The 25,251-nt window shown below is 43.4% G+C and carries 18 protein-coding genes; 11 read left to right on the top strand and 7 right to left on the bottom strand.

All coding sequences use genetic code 11. The annotated features are described in order from the left end of the window. The 8 genes from prpB (at window position 1) to KJB35_RS05720 (ending at window position 12,103) form a co-directional block, all read left to right on the top strand. The gene (gene prpB, locus KJB35_RS05755; RefSeq protein WP_005388185.1) at window positions 1–897 is read left to right on the top strand and encodes a methylisocitrate lyase; all 897 of its coding nucleotides are present in this window, start codon (window positions 1–3) and stop codon (window positions 895–897) included. A 131-nt stretch (window positions 898–1,028) separates the two neighbouring features. Next, window positions 1,029–2,171, top strand: a complete 1,143-nt coding sequence (prpC, locus tag KJB35_RS05750) for a 2-methylcitrate synthase (RefSeq protein WP_005377283.1) — start codon at window positions 1,029–1,031, stop codon at window positions 2,169–2,171. A 156-nt stretch (window positions 2,172–2,327) separates the two neighbouring features. Continuing rightward, window positions 2,328–4,919 (top strand): Fe/S-dependent 2-methylisocitrate dehydratase AcnD, encoded by a 2,592-nt coding sequence (gene acnD, locus KJB35_RS05745; RefSeq protein WP_213908114.1) that lies wholly within the window; start codon window positions 2,328–2,330, stop codon window positions 4,917–4,919. A 9-nt stretch (window positions 4,920–4,928) separates the two neighbouring features. Next, window positions 4,929–6,125 (top strand): 2-methylaconitate cis-trans isomerase PrpF, encoded by a 1,197-nt coding sequence (gene prpF / locus KJB35_RS05740; RefSeq protein WP_005377286.1) that lies wholly within the window; start codon window positions 4,929–4,931, stop codon window positions 6,123–6,125. Between the two features lie 77 nt (window positions 6,126–6,202). Continuing rightward, window positions 6,203–8,080 carry a propionyl-CoA synthetase gene (locus KJB35_RS05735; protein WP_025768132.1) on the top strand — a complete coding sequence of 626 codons (1,878 nt, stop codon included), beginning with the start codon at window positions 6,203–6,205 and terminating at the stop codon, window positions 8,078–8,080. Window positions 8,081–8,269: 189 nt separating this feature from the next. Beyond that, window positions 8,270–8,749 carry a GNAT family N-acetyltransferase gene (locus KJB35_RS05730; RefSeq protein ID WP_005377290.1) on the top strand — a complete coding sequence of 160 codons (480 nt, stop codon included), beginning with the start codon at window positions 8,270–8,272 and terminating at the stop codon, window positions 8,747–8,749. Between the two features lie 191 nt (window positions 8,750–8,940). Then, window positions 8,941–10,272, top strand: a complete 1,332-nt coding sequence (locus KJB35_RS05725; protein WP_206958243.1) for a trypsin-like serine protease — start codon at window positions 8,941–8,943, stop codon at window positions 10,270–10,272. A 385-nt stretch (window positions 10,273–10,657) separates the two neighbouring features. Further along, entirely contained in the window at window positions 10,658–12,103 is a 1,446-nt protein-coding gene (locus KJB35_RS05720; RefSeq protein WP_213889422.1) for a bifunctional NUDIX hydrolase/phosphatase PAP2 family protein, read from the top strand. A gap of 160 nt (window positions 12,104–12,263) precedes the next feature. Here the strand turns inward: KJB35_RS05720 and KJB35_RS05715 are convergent, their stop codons facing one another. Then, entirely contained in the window at window positions 12,264–13,073 is an 810-nt protein-coding gene (locus KJB35_RS05715; RefSeq protein WP_017821691.1) for a Cof-type HAD-IIB family hydrolase, read from the bottom strand. A 216-nt stretch (window positions 13,074–13,289) separates the two neighbouring features. Between KJB35_RS05715 and queE the strand changes: the two genes are divergently transcribed. Then, window positions 13,290–13,940: a 7-carboxy-7-deazaguanine synthase QueE gene (queE, locus tag KJB35_RS05710; protein ID WP_005377296.1), complete on the top strand. Its 651-nt coding sequence runs from the start codon at window positions 13,290–13,292 to the stop codon at window positions 13,938–13,940. Between the two features lie 309 nt (window positions 13,941–14,249). Here queE and queC read toward each other — a convergent pair whose 3' ends face one another. From queC to eamB, 3 genes are all read right to left on the bottom strand, one after another. Beyond that, window positions 14,250–14,906, bottom strand: coding sequence for a 7-cyano-7-deazaguanine synthase QueC (queC, locus tag KJB35_RS05705; RefSeq protein WP_005377298.1), 657 nt, complete (start codon window positions 14,904–14,906; stop codon window positions 14,250–14,252). Window positions 14,907–14,973: 67 nt separating this feature from the next. Next, window positions 14,974–15,312, bottom strand: coding sequence for a helix-turn-helix domain-containing protein (locus KJB35_RS05700; protein ID WP_149192497.1), 339 nt, complete (start codon window positions 15,310–15,312; stop codon window positions 14,974–14,976). A gap of 308 nt (window positions 15,313–15,620) precedes the next feature. Next, window positions 15,621–16,205, bottom strand: coding sequence for a cysteine/O-acetylserine transporter (gene eamB, locus KJB35_RS05695; protein WP_047102681.1), 585 nt, complete (start codon window positions 16,203–16,205; stop codon window positions 15,621–15,623). A 112-nt stretch (window positions 16,206–16,317) separates the two neighbouring features. Here eamB and KJB35_RS05690 point away from each other — a divergent pair, with 112 nt between their 5' ends. Continuing rightward, window positions 16,318–17,217: a LysR family transcriptional regulator gene (locus KJB35_RS05690; protein WP_137282042.1), complete on the top strand. Its 900-nt coding sequence runs from the start codon at window positions 16,318–16,320 to the stop codon at window positions 17,215–17,217. 1,233 nt (window positions 17,218–18,450) lie between these two features. Here the strand turns inward: KJB35_RS05690 and KJB35_RS05685 are convergent. The 3 genes from KJB35_RS05685 to KJB35_RS05675 all read right to left on the bottom strand — a co-directional run bounded on the left by KJB35_RS05685 (window position 18,451) and on the right by KJB35_RS05675 (window position 23,848). Then, window positions 18,451–19,380 carry a LysR family transcriptional regulator gene (locus tag KJB35_RS05685; protein ID WP_213908113.1) on the bottom strand — a complete coding sequence of 310 codons (930 nt, stop codon included), beginning with the start codon at window positions 19,378–19,380 and terminating at the stop codon, window positions 18,451–18,453. Between the two features lie 145 nt (window positions 19,381–19,525). Next, window positions 19,526–22,666: an efflux RND transporter permease subunit gene (locus KJB35_RS05680; protein WP_085570004.1), complete on the bottom strand. Its 3,141-nt coding sequence runs from the start codon at window positions 22,664–22,666 to the stop codon at window positions 19,526–19,528. Between the two features lie 12 nt (window positions 22,667–22,678). After that, on the bottom strand, window positions 22,679–23,848 hold the full coding sequence (locus tag KJB35_RS05675; RefSeq protein WP_053304410.1) for an efflux RND transporter periplasmic adaptor subunit: 1,170 nt from the start codon (window positions 23,846–23,848) through the stop codon (window positions 22,679–22,681). 378 nt (window positions 23,849–24,226) lie between these two features. Here KJB35_RS05675 and KJB35_RS05670 point away from each other — a divergent pair, with 378 nt between their 5' ends. Continuing rightward, window positions 24,227–25,150 (top strand): LysR family transcriptional regulator, encoded by a 924-nt coding sequence (locus tag KJB35_RS05670; protein ID WP_085570005.1) that lies wholly within the window; start codon window positions 24,227–24,229, stop codon window positions 25,148–25,150. Window positions 25,151–25,251: the final 101 nt, after the last annotated feature.

The raw sequence follows: 25,251 nt of genomic DNA, 5'->3' as shown, positions 1-25,251 counted from the left end.
ATGAGCTTAACACCGGGAGCGAAATTCAGACTCGCCATTGAACAAAATAATCCACTACAAATTGTCGGCACTATAAACCCGTATTGCGCCATGATGGCAAAAAACTTGGGTCACCAAGCGATCTACTTGTCTGGTGGCGGTATCGCAAATGCGTCATACGGATTGCCGGATCTCGGTATCACAACATTAAACGACGTTTTGGTTGACGTTGACCGCATCACTAACGCATGTGATTTGCCTCTTTTGGTTGATATCGACACGGGTTTTGGCGGTGCATTTAACATTGCTCGCACGATCAAAGCGATGGAAAAAGCAGGCGCGGCAGCGGTGCACATGGAAGACCAAGTCGCACAGAAACGTTGTGGTCATCGTCCGAACAAAGCAATAGTCAGCCAGCAAGAGATGGTTGATCGTGTAAAGGCCGCGGTTGATGCACGCAATGATGAAAGTTTCGTGATTATGGCTCGTACTGACGCGTTAGCTGTTGAAGGCATGGACAGCGCAATCGAGCGCGCGATTGCGTGTGTGGAAGCTGGCGCAGACATGATCTTCCCCGAAGCGATGAACAAGCTGGACCAGTACCTTCAGTTTTCAAATGCGCTTGAGCAAGCGACCGGAAAGCACGTTCCTATTCTGGCTAATATTACAGAGTTTGGCGCGACACCGCTTTATGGCTGCGATGAGCTAGCGAAAGCAAAAGTGGACATGGTGCTCTATCCATTAAGTGCGTTCCGTGCCATGAACAAAGCTGCTGAAACGGTCTACAAACATTTGCTAGAAGTGGGTAATCAGGAAGCACTGGTTGATTCGATGCAAACACGTAAAGAGTTGTATCAGCACCTGAATTACCACGACTATGAAGACAAACTTGACCAGTTATTCTCTGAAGGGAAATAGCGGGGAAAAGCAAAAATAGACGGAAGCCCAAGAAAAAGATAATCGGAATTTATCTCATCTAATAACGTGAAATTCGTTTGGCTAAAAACACCCCAGAGAGGGAAAAGTCAGACAGAAAAGGAGTTCAAACAATGTCTCAAACTGCAGAAAAGAAAGCAGAATTAGGTGGCGCAGGCCTTCGTGGTCAAAGCGCAGGAAGCACAGCTTTATGTACTGTCGGAAAAACGGGAACTGGTCTAACTTATCGTGGATACGATATTACTGATCTTGCGAACAACGCACAGTTTGAAGAAGTTGCTCACCTTCTGTTACGCGGTCACTTACCGAATCAACAAGAACTTGATGCGTACAAGACACATCTACTCAGCCTTAGAGGTTTGCCAGCCGAGCTAAAACAAGCTTTAGAGTTGATTCCTGCAAGCGCACACCCAATGGACGTAATGCGCACGGGTTGTTCTGTATTGGGTAACCTAGAGCAGGAAATGAGCTTCGAGGAGCAACTGAAAGCAACCGAACGTATGCTAGCCTTGTTCCCTGCCATCATCTGTTACTGGTACCGCTTTAGTCATGATGGCGTGCGTATCAACACCGAGGATCAGACTGAAGATTGCATCGGTGGTTACTTCTTGCGATTACTTACAGACAAAGCGCCATCTGCGCTGCACAAACAAGTGATGCATTGCTCGCTTATTCTTTATGCTGAACATGAGTTTAATGCTTCTACATTCGCAGCACGCGTTTGTGCATCAACGTTGTCAGACATCCATTCTTGTATCACGGCAGCAATCGGTACGCTTCGTGGACCACTTCACGGCGGCGCAAACGAAGCGGCGATGGAAATGATTGAAGATTGGCAAACGCCCGATGAGGCGGAAGCGAACATCATGAAAATGCTAGCCAATAAAGACAAGATCATGGGCTTCGGTCATGCGATTTATCGCGAAAGTGACCCTCGCAACGCCTTAATAAAACGCTGGTCCAAAGAGTTATCGAAGCAAGTTGGTGATACACATCTATATGCGGTTTCTGAGCGTGTTGAATCAGTGATGAAGCGAGAGAAAGGTCTGTTCTGTAATGCGGACTTCTTCCATGCATCGGCTTACCACTTCATGGACATTCCAACCAAACTATTCACCCCAATCTTTGTGATGAGTCGTTTAACGGGCTGGGCTGCACACGTTTATGAGCAACGTGCCAATAACCGCATCATTCGCCCAAGTGCTGATTACACGGGCCCAGATCATCAAGAATGGGTGCCTATCGAGAATCGCTAGCGCGAAGGTCAACGAGGGCATTATATGCTTTGGTTGACCACCTCCTTCCTTTGTCATTCTCTCTAGCAGAGGAAGGAGAACCTCTCATCACTGTGTTTCTGGAGCAATGGAAAACCTTGATGAAGGCAAGATGTAAAGACTGAATGGAAGCAAACCATGAATACAAATATTAATATCCAATATCGTAAGCCGCTTCCGGGAACTCAACTGGATTACTTTGATGCACGCGAAGCCGTCAATGCCATTTCTCCTGGAGCCTATGAAACACTCCCTTATACCTCTCGCGTGCTAGCTGAGCAACTGGTCCGTCGCTGTGACCCGAACACATTGACAGATAGCCTGAAACAGTTAATTGAACGCAAACGCGATCTTGATTTTCCTTGGTATCCAGCACGCGTTGTTTGTCATGACATTCTTGGTCAGACCGCTCTAGTCGATTTAGCGGGTCTACGCGATGCCATTTCAGATCAGGGCGGCGATCCTGCAAAAGTGAACCCAGTGGTTGAGACACAATTGATCGTTGACCACTCTTTAGCGGTTGAACATGCGGGCTTTGACCCTGATGCCTTCGACAAAAACCGCGCGATTGAAGAGCGCCGTAATGAAGACCGATTTCACTTTATCGAGTGGTGTAAAACAGCGTTTGAAAACGTCAGCGTGATTCCAGCTGGGAATGGCATCATGCACCAAATCAACTTGGAAAAAATGTCTCCTGTGGTACAAGCAAAGCAGGGCATTGCCTACCCTGACACCTGTGTGGGTACGGACAGTCACACGCCTCACGTAGACGCTCTTGGTGTTATTGCGATAGGTGTCGGTGGTCTGGAAGCAGAAACCGTCATGCTTGGCCGACCATCAATGATGCGTCTACCAGATATTGTCGGTGTCAAACTGACGGGTAAACGTCAACCGGGCATTACCGCAACGGATATTGTCCTCGCGATTACTGAGTTTCTGCGTAATGAGCGTGTGGTATCTTCATATCTTGAATTCTTCGGAGAAGGCGCACGTGATCTAACGATCGGAGACCGCGCAACGATTTCAAACATGACACCAGAATACGGCGCAACAGCTGGCATGTTTTATATTGATGAGCAGACCATCAATTACTTGAAACTAACTGGTCGAGATGAAGAACAAGTTGCTCTAGTAGAAAATTACGCAAAACAAACCGGTCTTTGGGCAGACGATCTTGATAGCGCCGTTTACGAGCGCGTACTTGAGTTCGATTTATCATCAGTTAGCCGTAACTTGGCGGGTCCGTCAAACCCTCATCGTCGTTTACCAACTTCTGAGTTGGCACAGCGCGGCATTTCTGGAGCGTGGGAAGAGAAAGAAGGCGAGTTGCCAGATGGTGCAGTGATCATCGCTGCTATTACCTCATGTACGAATACTAGTAACCCAAGAAACGTGGTTGCTGCTGGCCTTGTGGCGAAGAAAGCCAACGAACTTGGTCTTGTACGTAAACCTTGGGTGAAATCGTCTTTTGCTCCGGGTTCTAAAGTTGCACGCTTGTATCTGGAAGAAGCGGGCTTATTACCAGAGCTAGAGAAGCTTGGCTTTGGCATTGTTGGTTACGCATGTACAACTTGTAACGGTATGAGTGGTGCACTGGATCCAAAAATCCAACAAGAGATCATCGACCGTGATTTATATGCGACAGCGGTGCTTTCTGGTAACCGTAACTTTGATGGTCGAATCCATCCGTACGCCAAACAAGCTTTTTTGGCTTCACCACCATTGGTTGTCGCTTATGCGCTAGCGGGTACGATTCGTTTTGATATCGAGCGCGATGCATTGGGCACGGACCAAAACGGCAAACCAATTTATCTCAATGATTTGTGGCCAAGCGATGAAGAGATCGATGCAGTTGTCGGTACTCATGTTAAACCTGAGCAGTTTAAGCAAGTTTACATTCAGATGTTTAAGCTGAATGATCAAGAGCAAAATCCCAACCCGCTGTACGACTGGCGTCCGATGAGTACCTATATCCGCCGACCACCGTACTGGGAAGGTGCGCTAGCGGGAGAAAGAACATTGTCTGGCATGCGTCCATTGGCGATTCTGGGCGACAACATCACCACTGATCACTTATCACCATCCAACGCGATTCTCGCAAGCAGCGCAGCAGGTGAATACTTAGCGAAAATGGGTGTGCCAGAAGAAGATTTCAACTCTTACGCGACTCACCGTGGTGACCACCTAACGGCGCAACGCGCGACCTTCGCTAACCCAAAGTTGTTCAATGAAATGGTGAAGGAAAACGGCGAAGTCGTGCAGGGATCTCTGGCGCGTGTAGAGCCAGAAGGGCAGGTGGTTCGTATGTGGGAAGCGATTGAAACCTACATGAATCGTAAACAACCATTGATCGTGGTGGCTGGCGCGGATTACGGTCAGGGGTCATCCCGTGACTGGGCAGCAAAAGGCGTTCGACTGGCAGGCGTAGAAGCCATTGTTGCTGAAGGCTTTGAGCGTATTCACCGTACTAACTTGGTTGGCATGGGCGTACTACCACTGCAATTTAAGTCAGGCGTTAACCGCAATACGCTAGAGCTGGATGGTACGGAACTTTACGACGTGGTTGGAGAAATCAAGCCGGGCGCTGATTTAGCGCTGGTTATCACACGCAGCAACGGCGATAAAGTCGATGTTCCGGTTACTTGTCGCTTAGATACCGCTGACGAAGTTCACGTGTACAACGCGGGCGGTGTTCTGCAGCGTTTCGCGCAAGATTTCTTGGCACAATAAGGAGTGCGTATGTCAAATAATACTCCGAATCAAACAAGCCAAATAAAAGTGCCCGCGACGTACATGCGTGGCGGCACGAGTAAAGGTGTCTTTTTCAACCTAGAGGATTTACCTCAAGAAGCGCAAGTGGCTGGAGCCGCACGTGACAAACTGTTGCTACGCGTTATTGGCAGCCCTGATCCTTACGCGAAGCAAATTGATGGCATGGGGGGCGCGACGTCAAGCACCAGTAAAACAGTGATTGTTTCGCGCAGCAGCAGAGCCGATCACGATGTTGACTACTTATTTGGTCAAGTGTCGATCGACAAACCATTCGTCGATTGGAGTGGTAACTGCGGCAACTTGTCTGCGGCAGTTGGTCCCTTCGCCATTCATGCTGGGCTGATTCCACAAGACCGCATTCCAGAAAATGGAATTGTGACGGTGCGTGTTTGGCAAGTGAACATAAGCAAAACGATTTTGATTCACGTGCCAATCGTCAATGGTTTCGTCCAAGAAACCGGAGAGTTTGAACTCGATGGTGTCACGTTTCCAGCGGCAGAAATTCAAGTGGATTTTGTTGATCCTTCCGATGGCGAAGGAAGTATGTTCCCAACGGGTAACTTAGTTGATGATTTGGTGGTGCCGGATGTGGGTACGTTCAACGCGACCTTTATTAACGCGGGCATACCAACCATTTTTATTGATGCTGAATCGATAGGATATCAGGGCACCGAGCTGCAAGACGATATCAACAACGATGACACAGCATTAGCGATGTTCGAATCCATCCGTGCATATGGCGCGTTAAAAATGGGCCTGATTTCTGATTTAGAAGAAGCTCAAACACGCCAACATACGCCGAAAATAGCGTTTGTTTCTAAACCGAAAAGTTACCTGTCTTCAAGTGGTAAAGCCGTTAATGAGTCGGATATTGATGTGCTCGTTCGCGCGCTGTCGATGGGCAAGCTACATCATGCAATGATGGGAACAGCAGCCGTTGCTATCGCTTCTGCTGCGTGTGTGCCCGGAACGTTAGTGAATTTAGCCGCTGGTGGCGGTGAAAAAGAGTCCGTGACTTTTGGTCACCCGTCAGGAACGTTAAAAGTTGGGGCACAAGCGAAGCAAACTGAGCAGGGCTGGGTGGTGCAAAAAGCCATTATGAGCCGAAGTGCGAGAATACTGATGGAGGGATTTGTGCGTGTACCCTTCTATGTCTTCGATTAAAAGAGACGATCTTTGGATTAAAAGAGCGATCTTTGAGTAGAACGAGAGCAATGTCAGGACATACTGGAGGAAGCAATATGTCTTCATACGAAAAAGAATACTTATGGGCGAAGAATGAACCGGAGAGTTTTTGGCGCGCTCAAGCGGAGAATCTCGATTGGTTTGAATCTCCTAAAACTATCTTGAAATCTGATGAAAACGGCATAGAACGTTGGTTTCCAGATGGTGTAATGAATACGTGCTGGTTAGCATTAGATTACCATTGCGAGCAAGGACGCGGTGATAATACTGCACTCATTTATGACTCGCCAGTGACAGGTCGTAAAGCCACGTACACCTATAGCGATCTACGTGACCAAGTAGCAAAAATTGCTGGCATGCTGTCTGCTCAAGGTGTTGAAAAAGGCGACCGAGTCGTTATTTACATGCCGATGATCCCAGAAGCCGCAATGGCGATGCTTGCCTGCGCGCGTTTGGGGGCGATTCATTCCGTAGTATTCGGCGGTTTTGCTCCTAATGAGCTTGCTGTACGAATTGAAGATGCAGAGCCGAAAGTGATCATGACGGCGTCGTGCGGGATTGAGATCAACAAAGTCATTCCATACAAACCAATGGTAGACAAAGCCATTATGGACAGCCGTTGGAAGCCTGAGAAAGTGTTTGTTTTCCAACGTCCAGAGTGCGACGCTGAGCTAAACCAAGATAGAGACTTAGATTGGCAGCGAGAGTACAACCAAGCGCTGCCACATGGTTGTGTTCCGGTGTTAGCAACCGATCCGCTCTACATACTTTATACATCGGGTACGACAGGTAAGCCGAAAGGCGTTGTGCGTGATAACGGTGGCCATGCTGTCGCGATGAAGTACTCCATGAGCGCAATCTATAACATTCCTCAAGATGGCGTCTTTTGGGCGGCATCTGATGTGGGCTGGGTAGTAGGGCACTCTTACATTGTTTACGCTCCACTGATTCACGGTTGCACTACCATCCTATTCGAAGGCAAGCCTGTTCGAACACCGGATCCTGGGGCATTTTGGCGAGTGTGTGATGAATATAAAGTAGATGCGTTGTTCTCTGCTCCAACGGCGTTTCGTGCGATTAAGAAAGAGGACCCGGAAGGCGAGCACTTAAAACGGTACGACTTGTCGAATCTGAAAACCATCTTTATGGCGGGAGAACGCCTTGACCCTCCGACACTGGAGTGGGTTCAGAGCAAAGCGGACAAGCCCGTTATTGACCACTGGTGGCAAACCGAGACGGGCTGGGCCATCGCGGGCAACCCGACAGGTGTCGAAATGATGCCAGTTAAAGCTGGTTCTTCGACGAAGCCCATTCCGGGTTATCAGGTCGAGATTCTGAATGAACTTGGAGAGGCTGTCGGGCCTAACCTACAAGGCTTTGTCGCATTAAAACGTCCGCTACCACCAAGCTGTCTGCCAACGGTTTGGCGTAATCATGACCGTTTTGAAACTGGTTATCTTAGCCAATTCCCAGGCTACTACGTGTCAGGTGATGGTGGCTATCTGGATGAAGACGGTTACCTGTTTATTATGGGACGTATTGATGACGTGATTAATGTCGCGGGACACCGATTGTCGACAGGTGAAATGGAAGAAATAGTAGGAGGCCACCCAGCGATTGCAGAATGTGCGGTGGTTGGTATCCACGATGATCTAAAAGGTCAGCTTCCACTTGGCTTTGTGGTACTAAAAGACGGTGTAAAAGTGGATGAGCTAGACCTTGAAGGTGAGCTTGTGGGCAAAGTGCGTAGTGAGATAGGTGCAGTTGCTTGCTTCAAGCATGCGTTGGTTGTAGACCGTTTACCGAAAACACGTTCAGGTAAAATTTTGCGTCGAACTATACGTCAAATAGCTGATGGTGAAAAATACACCGTTCCGTCAACGATTGATGACCCAAGTAGCTTGAACGAAATTGAGCGAGTGCTACGACGCTGAGAAAAACTCAATTCTAACTAACCCCTGATCCTCGAACTCTGTTGGTTGGTTCTGCCTCTGTACGTTTATTAAGTGCAGGGGCCTTTTTGTTGTTCAAACAGTACAAACGTATCGTGAAAGCATTTGTGACTTGCCAATACGACGTTTTCCTCACAAACTACAGCCATTCCATTTTTAGTGACCCTTTGTATGACCACGTTTGCGATTAAACCTGCGTGTTTTAGCGACCTAGAGTTGCTCAACGATCTTATGTTCGAGCTTCATGATGAGCATCATCTTCAATCTCCTGAGCTTTTCAAAACGGCAGAGGAGATAGAACAAGAAAAAAGCATTGCTCGATATATTGACGACCCTGAGTGCCTTGTTTACGTAGCAAAACAAGGAGATGAAATTATTGGCTTTATTTCTGGTCACTTCTGTGAACTTATTTCTACCGTCAGCCAGCCAGTTATGATGGGAAGCGTGGATGAGCTCTATGTGCTGCCTGAATATCGAAAACAAGGTACGGCGCAGGCTTTGATTAATAAAATTGAGTCAACGTTCTCTGATTACGGTGCAAAACAGATGTTTGTTGAAGTATGGCATTTTAACCAGGGCGCAATATCTTTGTATGAAAAACAAGGGTTTGCACACCATATCCACTATTTAAGAAAACCGCTGAACGAATAATCGTATTTAACTTTAATATTGTGATTTAGGTTCGATCGAATTGAAATCATTCAGTTCGTCAATAGACTTTTCTCTATAAGTTGCTCGCAATGTTAACAAATTGATATGCACCCACATTGGTATCGGCGTTTTTGTCTGCTTGTTTATTAGTAGCACGAGGATCGTGCTTACAAAAACAAGAGGACAATATTTTGAAACTAACAAAATCGTTACTTGCTTTAGCCGTTTTGCCAATGTTCGCAAGTGCTGATGATTTGTCACAGACGCAAAATCATACTATCCAACCCCAGATCGTAGGCGGAGTAACTGCCGACCCACGTGACTGGAAATTCTACACCCAAATTGTTAGTCGTTATGGTAACCGATCATATTGTGGGGCCAGTTATATCGGGAATGGTTACGTCCTGACTGCTGCACATTGTGTTGAGGGTGATTCTCCGAATCAGATTGCGGTTAAAATCGGTGGCGTTGTTTATAACGGTAGTGATGGTGTTCGTGCAAACGTCAGTGAGATCCATATGCACCCGGCATATCGCCGCGCGACGCTTTCTCATGACCTCGCGGTATTGAAGCTCGACTCTGTTCCTCAAGGTGTTTCTTCAGTTGAAATTGCCGATGGCAGTCTAACGCAATACGCGAGCATCGGAGATTGGCTTAGTGTTGCTGGCTTAGGGCGAACTTCTGAAGGAGGAAGCTCTCCGTCTCGATTGCAAGAGGTTGACGTCCCACTTGTGTCGGATATGACTTGCCGTCAAGCCGGTGGCAACTACACAACGGTTGGAGAAGTGTCATTCTGTGCGGGTATTCCTCAAGGTGGGATAGATTCTTGTCAGGGAGATAGTGGTGGTCCAATCGTCATTAATCGCAGTGGTGTAATTACTCAACTTGGTGTGGTCAGTTGGGGAATAGGTTGTGCTCGTCCTGGTATGTATGGGGTTTATAGCGATATCGCTGCTATGCGCAATTTTGTCGATGGTGTTATCGGAACAGCAACACCACCAAAAGAGAATGTTTCTGTTGGATACACCACCGAACAGACACTGGCATCATTTTATGTTGGGGAGTTACAGCAACATAGCTTTGTTATCCAGAATTCAGGGAACACCACGTTCACTGTGGAAAATGTTCGCGCGTTTGCTTCGGGTGTTACTGATGCAGCTGTTATTGCCAATGATCAGTGCTCTAAGGCGACGTTAGCAATGAATGCAAGTTGTCGTGTTGATGTTGAATTTGGTGCTACTCAGAGCGGAGAAGCAAGAGTGGCTTTGAACTTCAACGTTGATAAGACCAGCACACAATACCAAGCGTTAGTATCTGCTCAAGCGAAAACGGTGACAACGCCTCCCACAGATAGCTGTACAACTGTATGGCAAGCCAGCTTAGTGTATCTCAAAGGAGATACGGTCACTTGGAATGGTAAAGTTTGGCAAGCGCAGTGGTGGACTCAAGGTGATAACCCAGCAGACTCAGGGCCTTGGGGTGTTTGGCAAAAAGTAGGCGATGAGAATTGCACGTCTAACTAACGATCGGGCCAGTGAATTTGATTCGTTGACCATGAGATAAGATTCATTCTTGGTTTCAACGATCAGTACATAGTTACCATAACTGGGGTTTATTGTTTGCGAATAATAAGCCCTTTTTTATTGTGTCAACTATGAGAACCCACAAAATGTGTATGACTTTTTCCTGACGTTATCTTTATATAACTGGCAGAATTGCGATCAACATTTTATGTTTTGTCTGATTTTTGTCAGGTTTGCATTAAATTATTCTCCAGTGAGCGTTGAGATCAGGTTTTACGCGATCAACTCAGTTTGGCATAACTCGTTACTTAATTTTTGTCGAAAAAGATAAGATTAACTGCCATGATTCATTGGTTATCATTATGTTTATTTAAGGTCATATTTTGTGTTGAGACAGCTGTTATTACTCATCCTTTGTTTTATTTTGTTACCTGTTTCACCGATCTCTACGGCTAAAGCCACTGCGAGCGAAGTTAAAGGAGCGCTCTGTATTGTTCGCGCTGATGACAAGTTAGTGCTAGTTCATGAAGTATTAACGGATAAGATTTCTCTACCTGGCGGAACCATTATTGATGGTGAGTCTCCACAAGTTGCTGCTCAACGAGAAACGTGGGAAGAAACCGGTATAGTGGTTACGGTTGGAGAGGAGCTTGGCAGAACGGACACTGCGATTTTTTACGACTGTATATCAGACTCTGACATTATCGCTTTTTCTATGAATAACTCTTTAGGTGGAAATGAACTGCCTATTTGGTTTGCCCCTCATTATGGAGTAGAAGTTGCGTCAGCTATGCTGCTTAGCCCATCTGAATTACCATCATCTTTGTATCGTTATCCTGAGCAATGGCCACAAGTCACTCAGTTTTTTGATCAAGCTACAAAGCAATCTGTATCTTATGTGACTCAGCTGATTGAATCCGCGCCTTCATTTCGTCAGGTTGAATTGGCGTGGCTGATAGATATACAGAGTTGGGTAGGGGCGTTGTCAGAAACGAGTTACGAGGTAGCTAGTCAGATCTCGAAACTCGTTATAGATCTGACAGAACCAACGGTACTACTCTTTCTATTTCCTTTTGCCATGATGCGCTTTGGTAGCCGGTTTGTGTACCGACTTTTTTTCGCAATTAGTGCAACGTCGCTTATGGTGCTTGTCGCTCAACAAGGCTTTTCGCTACCGCGCCCACATGTCTATATACCAATGATGGAGTTAACGCACAGCTTTGGCTTTAGTTTTCCTAGCTTGCCTATCGCTGTGTGGTTTTGTGTGCTGACGTTCTTGTTTCATAGAACCCAGTATTTTGGTTTGAATGGAACAACGGCAGTCTTCGTGTTCATCACTCTTACAGTGGTGTCAGGTAAGTTTTTCCTCGGCAGTGCCTTTATTTTAGATATGTTATTTGGCGCGCTGTTAGGTAGCTTGGTGGCTTGGCATGTTCTTCGACTGGAGACAAATCAAGATGTGAACGTTGATCAAGTTCTAAGCTCAAAAGGCGTCTGGTTCATTATGACTGCGACAACAGCGGTCATCTCCGTCATCTGGCCATTACCTGTGTTTGGTCGCTGGTTAGCAATTTTAATCACTGCATCAGCGTTGGCCATGACATTTAAAGAGTCGAAAGCACATTTAGATACTCGGCAGATGATCTTTGTGACGCTGGCATTGTTGCTTGTTGATCAACTCTATTTGTACTCGGCTAATATCGTATCGTTTAGCGGTTTGTGGTCATTAGTCTTGTCGACGTTACATTATCCATTATTAATGTTGTTATTTATGCTGCTTGCAAGAAAGCTGACTTGTGAAAACCAACCGAGCAAAACGTTGCTAGATTGATGGCTGTATTTGTTATCTATTAGTATTTGAGTAAAAACAAAGCCTTGCATTACAGCAAGGCTTTTACACGTTTAGTCTACGAACAACGCCGCTTGCCTATCTTGGACGGCTAGGGGTGTTAAACGTAAGAAGCTTAACGCAACAGACATGGCGGAAAGGGCTATGCATTGAGCACGAACTTTTCTATAGCTTTAGCGACACCGTGCTCATCATTACTTGCCGTAATGTAGTCAGCGATTTGCTTGGTTTCTTCCATTGCATTTGCCATCGCGATACCAAGGCCAGCGTATTTCAGCATGTGGTGGTCATTTTCTGCGTCACCCATACAGATAACTTCTTCCGGTTTAATTCCCAGATACTCGGCAATTGCGGCAACACCAATACCTTTGTTGCTCGCAGGGTTAAGAAACTCAAGGAAAAACGGAGCGCTTTGAACAACCGTAAACGCTTCGCGCATTTCAGCTGGCAGTGCTGCTATAACTTCTGTTAGTTTGCTTGGCTCAGCAACCATCATAGCTTTGATGATTGGATGATCGTCTTCTAGTGATTCGAAGTTCATCTCGGTGACATTTAAGCCATTTATCTTTGCTTCAATATCGGTGTAAGGGTTGTGTTCGTTGGTGATTAAACCATGAACTTGACTAAAAGCATGGACGTACGCACCTAGCTCTTCGGCTTTTCGCGCCACCAATTTTGCAGCTTTACCATCTATGATTTGCTGGTGGATGATGTCGTTTGTGCCTACGTTCTTGACCATCGAACCGTTGTAGTAAAGAACAAAATCTCGATCGGAATGGATATTCAGTTCGTCGAGCTTGTCTTGCATTCCTTCTAATGGGCGACCAGAAGCGAGAACGACAGTAACGCCTGCTTCTCGAGCTTTTGCGATCGCTTGTTTGTTTTCTTCAGAAATGGCTTTATCACTATTGAGTAGCGTGCCATCCATATCTAGTGCGATCAGTTTATACATCATTTCTTACCTTAAAGTTTTTTGGGATCTGTCAGTGAAAAAGGCTTGGTTTAACGTTAACCAGAAACCTATATTCATTACGCTATGAAACTACAAAATGGTCTATTTTAACAATTAATTTTTGGTTTAAATTGACCTAGACACGCGTGTCCATTATGGTCTTCGCCTCGAAATGTTATGAGTTGAGTGAGTTCTGCGTTGTATAAGCTAAATGAGATGTTTGAAACCATCCAAGGGGAAGGGGTTTTTACTGGAGTCCCTGCTGTTTTTGTTCGGCTTCAAGAGTGTCCGGTTGGTTGCTCATGGTGCGATACCAAACAAACGTGGTATGCAGATGAGAATGATCAACGTCAAATAGGCGATATTCTGGTGAAAACGGAAGATTCTCCGACGTGGTGTGTTGCATCTGCCGAGAACATCGTAGAGCAATATCAACAGCAAGGCTTTAATGCTAAGCATATCGTGATTACTGGTGGAGAGCCTTGTATTTATGATCTGCGCCCTTTAACAAAGGCGTTTGAAGATATGGGGTGCCAATGCCAAATTGAAACCAGTGGCACATCAGAAGTGATTACTTCAGAAAATACGTGGGTGACAGTGTCACCAAAAGTAGCAATGAAAGGTAAATTACCAGTGCTTAATAGCGCGTTAGAGCGGGCAAATGAGATTAAGCATCCAGTCGGCACCCAGAAAGACATCGACCACCTTGATGATCTTTTAGCAAATGCGAACGTAGCGGCTGAGACTATCATTGCACTACAACCAATTAGCCAGAAGCCTCGTGCTACGCAATTGTGTATTGATACGTGCATTGCCCGCAATTGGCGTTTGTCTGTTCAAACTCATAAATATTTGAGTATTGCTTAGACGAGAGACTCGTCATCATTCGAGGTAGCTTTTCTATCTAATTCCGGTTTCGCGAGTAATGCCGTTGGTAGCTTTGCTATCGAAACATTGTCGATATATCTAAACAATTTATAGCGTTGTAAAAGCTAAGCAGTGTTGGCTGCTGTGGTGTGGTGCTATCTTTGGTTCGACAATCGTTTCGCATTTAATTGATGCCACCAATCTGGCGGCATCAAAAGAAGCTCTGTTGGCTGGAGTTTCACGCTGAGATAAAACGTTTAGAAGCTAACGCAAAAGGTTTTATCCCAGCGCTATTACCGCTAACAAAGACTATTTGCTCGCTAAGTATTCTTCTAAGCCGCTTTGTCGCAGTAGGCACGCTGGGCATTCACCACAGCCTTTACCAACGATTCCGTTGTAACATGTTAAAGTATTGTTTTGGACAAACTCCAACATATTGTGCTTATCAGCTAGAGCCCAGGTCTCGGCTTTAGTAAGCCACATTAAAGGAGTCTTAATGTTGAAGGCTTTATCCATACCTAAATTGCAAGAGAGATTTAGAGAGCGAATAAAGTTGTCTCGGCAGTCAGGGTAACCACTAAAGTCTGTTTCGCAGACTCCCGTAATGATGTCTTGAATGCCAAGCTGGTAAGCATGGATACATGCGTAAGTAAGAAAGAGAATGTTTCTCCCTGGAACGAATGTATTGGGTACGTTAGCGTCGCTTAAGTCATTAGATACCGGAATGTTGTCTCTTGTCAGCGAGCTTATCGCTAACTCATTAATTGATTTTACATCCAGGACTTTGTGGCTTTTGATGTTAAGTTGCTTACCTAATTCGATAGCGATATCTATTTCATCTGAATGACGCTGGCCATAATCAAACGTTATAGCATGAACTTCATCATATGTATTTAATGCATCGATTAAGCAGGTCGTAGAGTCCTGCCCACCGGAAAAAACCACAAGTGCTTTTGTTGTAGCCATGTTGAACCCTTAGTTATGCTCTTTGATTCTTTGGTATTGATACGTATTCTTAGGCGTTTAATCCCAATTACGTACTCGACTTCGTGGCGATTGCGTCCGCAATCAGCTGGGCTGTGCTCTCAAGCACTCTTTGCTTGTCATCATTTGACAGCTTGTGGAGATTCACAGCAAGTTCAGCGGTGATTTTATCTTCACAAAAAAAATAGTTTAGAGGCACGTTTAGCTCATCTGCGATAAGTTTGAGCGTTTTTACGTCGGGAGTATGGCGCTCCCTTTCGTATTGATTCATCCTTGCACTTGCAGAACTATCATCCATGCCGATACGGATGCCCAGTGCTTTTTGGGACAGATTCGCTTGTTTACGCGCATGCTTAAGGCGGGCTGGGAGTGGGTTATTAAACAACACTTAAAGTTCATACGAAGGACTTGGATGACTAAGATTATCTTAGTTTTTCTGATTTGTGTATACTAAGTAATACTTAGTTATTACCGAGGTCGCCAAGGCCGTGTATGTATAGCTAAACAAGATTTCGTATCTTTAGGTTGATTAAGTGACGTTGAATCTACTTCTTCAAAAACTGCCGTATGAAGGAGTGGGAGGAGCGAGTAAGGGCACGAGAAACCGCAGCGATTTGTAGAGCAGAATTTGCTCTTCACATAAACGTAGTCGTCTAAGTTGAAGAGCAATATTGTTCTTGATGATCAACTATATACTTAAGTAAATAACTGTGTCGCACAATAGATCAGAGCTGCTGCTAAGCTCATATTGATGACTTTGCCATATCTTTGGAATTGCGATTGAAGTAGCTTTCCTGCAACGGCCCAGACTACGTTGCTAAGAAGTGCGATCAAAGCAAGAATGAGGCTAGTCGCTAAGATCCAGTAGATATTCTGAGTGTGGGGCAGTACGAACGTAGAGATAGAGGTAATTCCATAAAGAATGATTTTCACATTAACGAACTGCAAACCGAAACCTGTTAAGAAACTGATACCTTTAGAATTATCCGGTGAAGTTTTGATCTCACTCGTAGCAAGCCCCCAAGCCAACCAAACAATATAAGCTGCTCCAATCCATGTTAGCCAAGGTGTAATCACGGGCAAGAGGCTGATCATGTTATACGTGAAAGCGCCACAAAGTAGCATCAAAACAACATAGCCACAAAACATCCCCGAAATCACTTTTGTTGAGCGTTTTAGTCCATATTGCGTCGCGATGCTGAGCGATAAAATGTTGTTTGGCCCTGGTGTAATTGAAGTAATGATTACGTAAGTAAAAAATGCGGTGTAGATGGCGGTCATCTCTATCTCTCCTGTTTTTACTGCACTATACTTCGCTACAATTGATTAAAAAATCGAATAAATTAAAACTTAGACTTTTAATTTATTGAACTGTTGGTTGTGGAGTCTAGTCATGAATCTAAAACGCTTTCTTACTTTTAAAGCTATTGTTGAAGAAGGATCGTTTCTAAAAGCGTCACAGAAGCTTTATTGCACGCAATCAACCGTCACCTTTCAAATCAAGCAGTTGGAACAAGATCTGTCTTTGCAGCTGTTCGAAAAAATAGGGCGTAAGATGGTTTTGACTCAAGCAGGAGAAAAGATACTGCCTTACGTCTATGAACTGGCGCGAGTGATGGAAAATATTGAGGGAACAGCACAGCAAGAAAACTCGGAGCCGACCGGTGAATTGAAAGTGCTGGTTGCTGAGACTCAACTTGCTTATAAGATGGCTAATGTTTTAAAAGAGTTCAGGATCAGAGCGCCCAATGTTCGACTCTCTCTGCAATCACAAAATTGCTATCAGATTCGAGATGAGTTGATAGCGGATAAAGCTGATTTAGGTGTGTTTTATCGAGTTGGTAATGACGATACGCTCAAGGTCCACGAGTTTGAGCACGAGCCACTGGTATTGGTTGCTTCACCGCTTTTAAAAGGGCTAGATTTAAAGAAGAGAGAGCAACATATTGATTTAGGGTTTATAAGCAATGGCCCTAAGTGCCTTTTTCGACAGATGTTTGAGAGCATTATTCAGGAGCGTGATATTAGCATCGACAACATGATCGAACTTAGCAGTATTAATACGATCAAAAACTGCGTTGAGAGTAATATTGGTATCTCTTATTTACCTCGTTTTACGGTTGAAAAAGAGTTGCAAGAGGGCAGTTTACAAGAGCTTGAGTTCACCGAATTTTCACAGATGATCAAGCCACTTTGTGCTTATCATGCTGGGAAGTGTGTGACGCCGGCGATGGAAGTCTTTATTGATTGTATGCGTAACGAGTATGAACGGTTTTCTACTCAGAGCCGGTGATCTTTAATATGTTCTATCTGACATAGTTTCGTTTTTACTCCTTTTTACTTTTTAAGTGGCTACTTCTAATTTATTGATTTTTATTGCTTTGTTGTGAATCCGACTGTTGTGGGATGATAAATGGGATCTGATGTGAAGAGCTATTTATTGACGGAAAGAGATAAGATATAAAAACGACGGCGTGTGATAACTAGATTAGATAAGGTTACATAATTAACAGTGTAATAAATGCCATTCTTTATGGATTATTTTCAACGAGACTTAATTGTTACGGTTCGTTATTATTAACTCGTTAACGCATCCATTGCTAGGAAGTTAACTTACGCATATTGTTTTTTTCATCATTTGCAGCAAATATAATTTGCTGCTTTTTTTTAGCCAAAAAAGTTCAAAGCTTGAACTACAAGCTCTGAACTCTTATTTATACTTAGTGATTTTCTACTTTAATAAGTAAAACACCGTTTAAAAGTATCGCGTAACCTAGTAACTCTAAGCTTTCTTCAACCAAGTTTTTCACGTCTCTATTGTATGAGTTCCCCATGAACTCGACCCAAAAATCACCATACCCTGCAAATCGTGAGAATAAGAAAACAATAAAAAATCCAATCGTTAATGTCGTGAAGCTAGAATGAGAAATGAAAAGTTTTACCTCATTTTTTATGTTAACTATATTATTAAAACAAAAATAACAGACCGAGACTATTATAATCCAAGCAGGATACTTCCATGAACCGTGAGGGAAATACTGCTCTATGTGGTAGTCTATTTCTCTAACGAATATAACCATAAAAAATGAAGACATTATTACTAATATGTGTTTGAGTTCAAGATATTCCTTAGATTTATACAAACACATTAACGATGAAAAAAGCACAAATGCTATTTGAGTCATTTCTATAAGAGAGTTCTCCGATGTGCTTTTGTCCATTTTTACGCTAAAGTAAATCGTTGCTAACGTATAAATAACCAAAAAAATAAGATAAGATATTTTATATACTAACAAACTAGTGACCGAGGTGTGTTTTTCTTCAATATACATCGTAACTTGTATAGGTGATGGATTTGTTAGTATTATAAATCAAGAATTTTTTATATTTAGTGAATTAAGCGCCATTTAGAATGGAACTTAATTCACCTAACATTAAACTTCGATGAATATTAAACGTTACTGGTTTAATTTATTGATTTTATTTTATTTTTTATTTTCTGCTAATTTTGGTTAAATAGAATCACCTAGCTTTTATTGAAATGCTTTTCCCATACTGGTGGTATGCCAATTTCTTCTTGAACGATATCAATGAATGCCCTAACCAATGGTGATTGCTGACGGTGTGAGTACATGGCATAAATATCACCAAAATCTTGAGTTTCATATTCTGGTAAAAGTTGAACTAAATTAGAAGACTCTAGGTTGTTAGGAAGCATAAATTGACCTATGAGTGCTGCGCCCAGACCTGACTTTACGCTTTCAATTATTAGCTCAGCTTCATTTACCATGTATGACCCTGATATTGGGTATGTATCTAAACCATCTGATTTTGCTTTGTCGTAGAATTTAAGTTTATCGACAATAAAATTACCATTTGAATAAATAATAAAAGGTAGCTTAACTAACTCATCAGGCGTTTCTGGGTTACCATGTTTTTCAATTAAATTTCGAGAAGCAATGATTGCAGTCGTATTTTTTGCTAATTTTCTTGCTACCATTGATGAATCCCTCATAGGTCCGATTCGAAAAGCAATATCAAAATTACTTCTAATCACGTCTACATGAAGATCATCTAGCATTAGTTCAACACTTGCTTTTGGGTACTTATGTAAAAACTTCTCTATCGAAGGTTGTAGATAGAGTTTTCCAAATAATGTTGAGCTTGAAATTCGTACTTTCCCTGAAGGCTCAGTCTGAAAGTTCTCCGCTATTTGTTGAGTATCATCAAGGAGTTGAGATATTTGGTCTGCTTTTTCAACTATTTGCTTGCCGACTTGCGTTAATGAAAGAGCGCGAGTTGTTCTGTTTAATAGCCTAACGCCTAAGTGCTCTTCTAACTGCTTGATGTGTTTAGATAAAACAGAGCGGTCGATATTCATCCCATCTGCTGCTTTTGCAAAAGATCCAGCTTTAGAGACTTCTAAAAGCAGGTGTAGTTTATTTGCTAAATCCACAATGTTTATCCAAGTTAGATATTAGCGTATTAGTTTCATGTATAACTGCTGCTCTGTCTAGAAATTATTAATATACTTAATAACCAAAAGAAAAGGGAGCAATAGCTCCCTTTAGTATGAATTTAAATGAGTATTTATATTATGGTTATAGTGTTTGACGTTTTTTGTTTCGACTCACTAACATGTAAAAAACAGGTGTGAGTAGTAATCCAAATACCGTTACGCCTACCATACCCGAGAATACGGCAATACCCATTGCTTGTCGCATTTCCGCTCCGGCCCCTGTACCAATCATTAATGGAATAACACCAGCGGTAAATGCAATTGATGTCATTAGAATCGGTCGAAGACGTAAACGACATGCTTCCAAAATCGCTGATAAGGTATCTTGGCCATTGTCTTTAAGTTCTTTAGCGAACTCCACCATCAAGATGGCATTTTTACACGCTAGAGCCACAAGGACAATCAAAGCAATTTGTGTGAATATATTGTTGTCACCACCAATGAACCAAACACCTGCTAGTGCAGAAAAAATGGTCATAGGAACGATCAAAATGATAGCGAATGGCAGTTTTAAACTCTCGTACTGCGAAGCTAGCACCATGAAAACTAACAAAACAACAAGTGGGAATATATACACCATCGTGTTACCAGCCAAAATCTGCTGGTAGGTTACATCAGTCCATTCATAAACCATTCCCTCTGCTAGGTTTTGATCCAGTACTTCCTCAATAGCCGTTTGGGCTTGGTCAGAGCTGTAACCAAAAGCAGGACTGCCGTTTAGTTCTGCACTAGGGTAGCCGTTATAGTGCATCACGCGGTCAGGCCCAATCGTAGGTATGATCTCCAGTACAGCGCCGAGAGGAACCATTTGTCCGGCAGCATTTCTTACTTTGTAGTTAAGTATTTGGTCAGGTTCGAGACGATAGTTCATGTCTGCCTGGGCATTCACTTTGTATGTTCTACCAAACATATTGAAGTCATTGACGTATAATGATCCTAAATAAACTTGAAGCGCATCAAAAACCTGCTCTAGAGGAACACCTTGCAGCATCGCTTGTTCACGATCTATTTGGATGTCCATCTGCGGCACTTGTATACGAAATGTGGAATATAATCCCATCAGCTCGGGTCTTGTTGATGCCTCACTTATTACCAAGTTCAATTGCTTGAAGAGCTCATCAAACCCCTTGTTCGCACGGTCTTCGATTTGAAGTTTAAAGCCGCCAGTAGAGCCAAGTCCTTGGATTGGTGGTGGTGGAAAAATCGCAACGAAGGCTTCATCAATGATTGAAAAGCTCTTATTCAAAGATGCAACAATCGCATTTGCTCCGAGAGTTGGATCATTTCGTTTATCGAAGTCCTCAAGCGTAACAAAAACGATGCCACTATTCGGACTGTTAGTAAAACCATTGACCGATAAGCCTGGGAAAGAAATGGTTTGTGCTACGCCAGGTGTTGCCAGCGCGAGGTTTTCCATTTCTTTAATAACGGACTCTGTTCGATCTAAACTTGCTGCATCTGGAAGTTGGGCGATCGCAACTAAATACTGCTTATCTTGTTGAGGAATGAATCCTCCAGGAACAGCTTTGAATAGAGAAACCGTTCCCCCGAGTAACGCAATGTATACCACCACAACAACAAGGCTAAAGCGAATCAGCTTCTTGACCAGAGCTTGATATTGGTTCGAGCTATACTCAAAAATTCTATTGAATGGCGCAAAAACATACTTACCAAAAACCGCATCCAAGAGTTTGGTTAGCCGATCGGGTTTTGCGTTCTTATCTTGTAATAGCAGTGCTGATAAAGCAGGCGATAACGTCAACGAGTTAATTGCTGAAATAATCGTCGAGATCGTAATTGTTAGTGCGAACTGCTTATAAAACTGACCGGATAACCCTGTAATAAAGGTTGTCGGGATAAACACCGCACATAACACTAATGCAATTGCAATAATTGGCCCGGTAACTTCGGTCATTGCTTGTTTCGTTGCTTCTAGTGGTGCAAGACCATTATGGATGTTCCGTTCCACGTTCTCGACGACGACAATGGCGTCATCGACGACGATGCCTATGGCGAGAACAAGTCCAAACAACGAAAGTGTGTTAATCGATACTCCGAGCATTTGCATTACAGCGAACGTACCGATTAATGAAACAGGCACCGCAATGATAGGGATGATAGACGCGCGCCATGTTTGCAAAAACAGAATAACTACGACAACAACAAGTACAATTGCCTCTAGCAGAGTATGAACCACCGCGTCTATCGAACCACGAACAAAGACGGTCGGGTCGTAGGCTATTTCATATGAAACTCCAGCTGGAAAGGCTGCTTGTAAACGGTCCATGGTTGAACGAACCTGATTAGATAGCTCAATAGCATTAGCACCAGGGCGTTGGAATACGGGCATCGCCACCGCTGGTTTACCATTTAACAAGGCGCGCAGTGCATAAGAGTTTTGACCTAGCTCTACGCGTGCAACGTCTTTAAGACGTGTCAAAGCCCCTGTTTCGTCAACTTTTACGACAATGTCGTTGAATTCATCAATATTCTCCAAGCGGCCTTTTACGTTCAACAAAACTTGGAATTGGTTTTCATTAGCGGCTGGTTGCGCACCTAATGAGCCTGCTGCCACCTGTTGGTTTTGAGATCGGACGGCGGAGACAACGTCCATTACGGTTAGATTTCTAGAAGCGAGCTCATCTGGATTTAACCACAAGCGCATTGAGTACTCGTCACCACCGAAAAGGCGCACATCACCAACGCCTCCGAGCCGAGCTATCTCATCTTTCAAGTTTAAATTAGCGTAGTTAGCTAAATAACTGACTTCACGGCTAGAATCTGGAGAATATATATGCACAACCATAGTGAGATCAGGAGAGGCTTTTTCGGCAACAACTCCTAACCGTTGGACGGCTTCTGGTAATCGGGGCAAAGCTGTAGTGACGCGGTTTTGAATTTGAACCTGAGCTTTGTCCAAGTCCGTACCTAAAGCAAAGGTTACGGTCAATGTCATTCTGCCGTCACTGGTTGCCTGCGAAAACATATATAACATGTTTTCTGTACCATTAATTTCTTGCTCCAGAGGCGTAGCAACTGTTTCTGCGATTACTTTTGGGTTCGCACCAGGATAGTTTGCTGTAACTACCACTGTAGGAGGGACAACCTCTGGATATTCACTCACAGGCAACTGTAAAAGTGAAATTGCGCCTACTATTAATATCAATAGCGATATCATAGAGGCAAATATGGGTCTTTGAATAAAAAAGTGTGCAAATTTCATTCGGTTGTCTTCTTAGTCTTGAGCTAAACGTTTGTTTGGCAACGATGTTGAGTTTGAAGCCATAATCAATGAAGTGTTGCTAATATCTAGCGTGACATTTTTTGGTGTGACTTTGCTATTTGGGCCAACTTTTGCTGGGCCATTTACCGCAATAATTGAGTCGGCGTTCAAGCCATTCTCGATGGCACGAAATGTTCCGTAACGTTCGCCTAAGGTTACGATGCTGTATTGCAACGTATTCTCTTCATTGAGTGTTAATACAAAGCGGTTTTCTAGATCTGTGCCAATAGAACGCTCTGGAACGAGAACTCGTTCAACTGGTTTGGTTGTTGATATCTGAACTCGGCCAAACGATCCCACTTTTAAGTTTGATTTTGTTGCATCGAATACCGCTCGAACCTGCAAAGTACCGGTGTTTTCGTTGATGGAGTTGTCGACAAAGTCAACGCGTCCAAAAAACTCTTGCCCATTTTGTCCAGATAGTTCAAGACGAGTAGGTAAGTTAGAGTCGGCATTGATTGTCGAGAAGTAACGGTTCCAAGTTCGCTCATCGACATCAAAGTATGCATATACCTGATCGTTAGAGACAATGTTTGATATAACGCTTTGATTTGCGTTTACATTGTTTCCTTTAGTAATGAATGCTCTTGAAATAGTGCCGCTAATAGGGGCATATATCTTCGTAAACTCAAGATCTAACTTTGCGGATTCTAACTGAGCACGCAAGGCCATTAGTTCTGCAGAGCGTTGTTTTACTGCGGTATCTCGGGCCTCTGCTTGTTCCGCTGAGATGGCCTTTCGCTTAACAAGTTGAGCGGCTCTCTTTTGTTCGTTTGCTGCTTGCTCTAGCGCAGCTCGAGCACTCTTAACTTGCGCTTCAAGTCGTGAGACCTGAGCTTTGAAGGTTCGATCATCAAGAGTGACGAGTAAGTCGCCTTTGTTGACACTCTGTCCGTCTTTGAACTCTACCGTTTCAATAACTCCGGAAACGCGTGGCATTAAAGAAACTTTCTCTGGGGCTTGAAGCCTTGTTGTAAAGGTGAACCACGATTGAACGGGCTCATAGATGACTTTGGAGACGTCTATCGTAGGTAAGGGAGTATTAGGTTGTTTGGTTATCTCTTCGTCTGCACAAGCAGCTAAAACGGATAAAAGGCCAATGCCGAAAACTTTCTTTAACATTTGTCGCGCCCTAAATGATTCTGTTCATACTAAAAGGAACGGCATTGTATTCATTGTACCTATGGGTAAATAGGCCCTCAGCGAACATAGAGTAGTGATAAAAATGCACGATTAAATATTGGTCAAAATGCTCATTTTTTGGTTTGAAAAAGATCAGTTTAGGGTTTTAAAGACGTGGAGTATTGTTAAATGTAATAAGCCATAATAGATAGGAATAACTAAACAGAAGCTAAAGATAGCGACGAAAATTAAAGCGTTTTTAATTCGTGCATTATTTGCAATTCACTGATGCAATTTGAACCATAAAAAATTGAAATTAATTTTGTAAAATCCATTTCCCATCACATAAAGAATAAAAACTAAATAAGGAATTGTGCAGTGGATCTCGCAAGCCAACTTGAATTACTACTGGATGTCTCTGAATACGGAACTTTTGCTAAGGCTGCTGACAGAAATCATATAGATCGTTCAGCTTTGTCAAAACAGATCAAAAAGCTAGAGGATGAATTGGGCTTACGGCTGTTAAACCGTTCCACGCGTTCGCTATCCCTGACCAATGCAGGTGTTGAGATGGTGGCGCAAGCCAAGAAAGTAAGAGAGGTTCTAACCGAAACTCGTAGTATTGCTGCTACATTTCAGGATGAACCGAAGGGTAACTTGAAAATATCAAGCTCCACTTTCTTTGGCAGAGCATACTTAAATCAGGCAGTTAAAGAGTTTATAAAACAGTACCCAAACATAACTGTAGAGCTGCTGCTCGATGATAATCGAGTCGACGTTATCCACGAAGGTTTTGATGTTGTGTTTCGTATCGGACCAATCCGAGAGTCCAACATGATAGTGCGTAAGTTGGCAAGCAATAATATGGCACTGGTTGCATCGAAGAGTTTTATTGACAAGTATGGAGCCCCGAGCTCTCCAGAAGAGCTTATAAAAATGCCAGCAGTAATATACTCTAATGCTAACTTTAAGGCGGATAAGCTACGTATAGCGCCAAGCCAGTCATCAAGCGACGTTAGAACGTATAATATCAACGGGCAGTACTTCGTGAATGAAACTGAGTTAATGCTCGATGCCGTAAAATCTGATCTAGGGTATGCTTTAATAGGGCAGTTCTTTCTTCAGGAGAGTTTGAGTAAACAAGATCTTGTCCAGTTGCTTCCTGATTATAATCTTCCCGCAATAGGGGAAATATATGCAATGTATACTCACCGAAATCAACAACCATTAGCCAAACTATTCATTGATACTGTTCAAAAAATAATAGGGACGCCTCCTGTTTGGATGGATTATCTCAACTAATATGAGTACTAGGACATAATGTTTTAGATTGAGGGCTTGTTTATATTTATCCATAGAATATGGTTGAATTTGCACTTTAAAAATAATTGCCACTGTTCATA

The organism is Vibrio sp. D431a (assembly GCF_030248655.1).
Lineage (GTDB): Bacteria > Pseudomonadota > Gammaproteobacteria > Enterobacterales > Vibrionaceae > Vibrio > Vibrio alginolyticus.
This window is presented reverse-complemented; position numbering and strand designations above follow the sequence as displayed.

Coding starts and splice junctions, on each gene's coding strand:
- KJB35_RS05735 (WP_025768132.1), top strand. CDS start 6,203: ATGTCTTCATACGAAAAAGAATACTTATGGGCGAAGAATGAACCGGAG.
- queE (WP_005377296.1), top strand. CDS start 13,290: ATGTTTGAAACCATCCAAGGGGAAGGGGTTTTTACTGGAGTCCCTGCT.
- prpF (WP_005377286.1), top strand. CDS start 4,929: ATGTCAAATAATACTCCGAATCAAACAAGCCAAATAAAAGTGCCCGCG.
- prpC (WP_005377283.1), top strand. CDS start 1,029: ATGTCTCAAACTGCAGAAAAGAAAGCAGAATTAGGTGGCGCAGGCCTT.
- eamB (WP_047102681.1), bottom strand. CDS start 16,205: ATGACCGCCATCTACACCGCATTTTTTACTTACGTAATCATTACTTCA.
- prpB (WP_005388185.1), top strand. CDS start 1: ATGAGCTTAACACCGGGAGCGAAATTCAGACTCGCCATTGAACAAAAT.
- KJB35_RS05675 (WP_053304410.1), bottom strand. CDS start 23,848: ATGTTAAAGAAAGTTTTCGGCATTGGCCTTTTATCCGTTTTAGCTGCT.
- KJB35_RS05680 (WP_085570004.1), bottom strand. CDS start 22,666: ATGAAATTTGCACACTTTTTTATTCAAAGACCCATATTTGCCTCTATG.
- KJB35_RS05715 (WP_017821691.1), bottom strand. CDS start 13,073: ATGTATAAACTGATCGCACTAGATATGGATGGCACGCTACTCAATAGT.
- KJB35_RS05730 (WP_005377290.1), top strand. CDS start 8,270: ATGACCACGTTTGCGATTAAACCTGCGTGTTTTAGCGACCTAGAGTTG.
- KJB35_RS05690 (WP_137282042.1), top strand. CDS start 16,318: ATGAATCTAAAACGCTTTCTTACTTTTAAAGCTATTGTTGAAGAAGGA.
- acnD (WP_213908114.1), top strand. CDS start 2,328: ATGAATACAAATATTAATATCCAATATCGTAAGCCGCTTCCGGGAACT.
- queC (WP_005377298.1), bottom strand. CDS start 14,906: ATGGCTACAACAAAAGCACTTGTGGTTTTTTCCGGTGGGCAGGACTCT.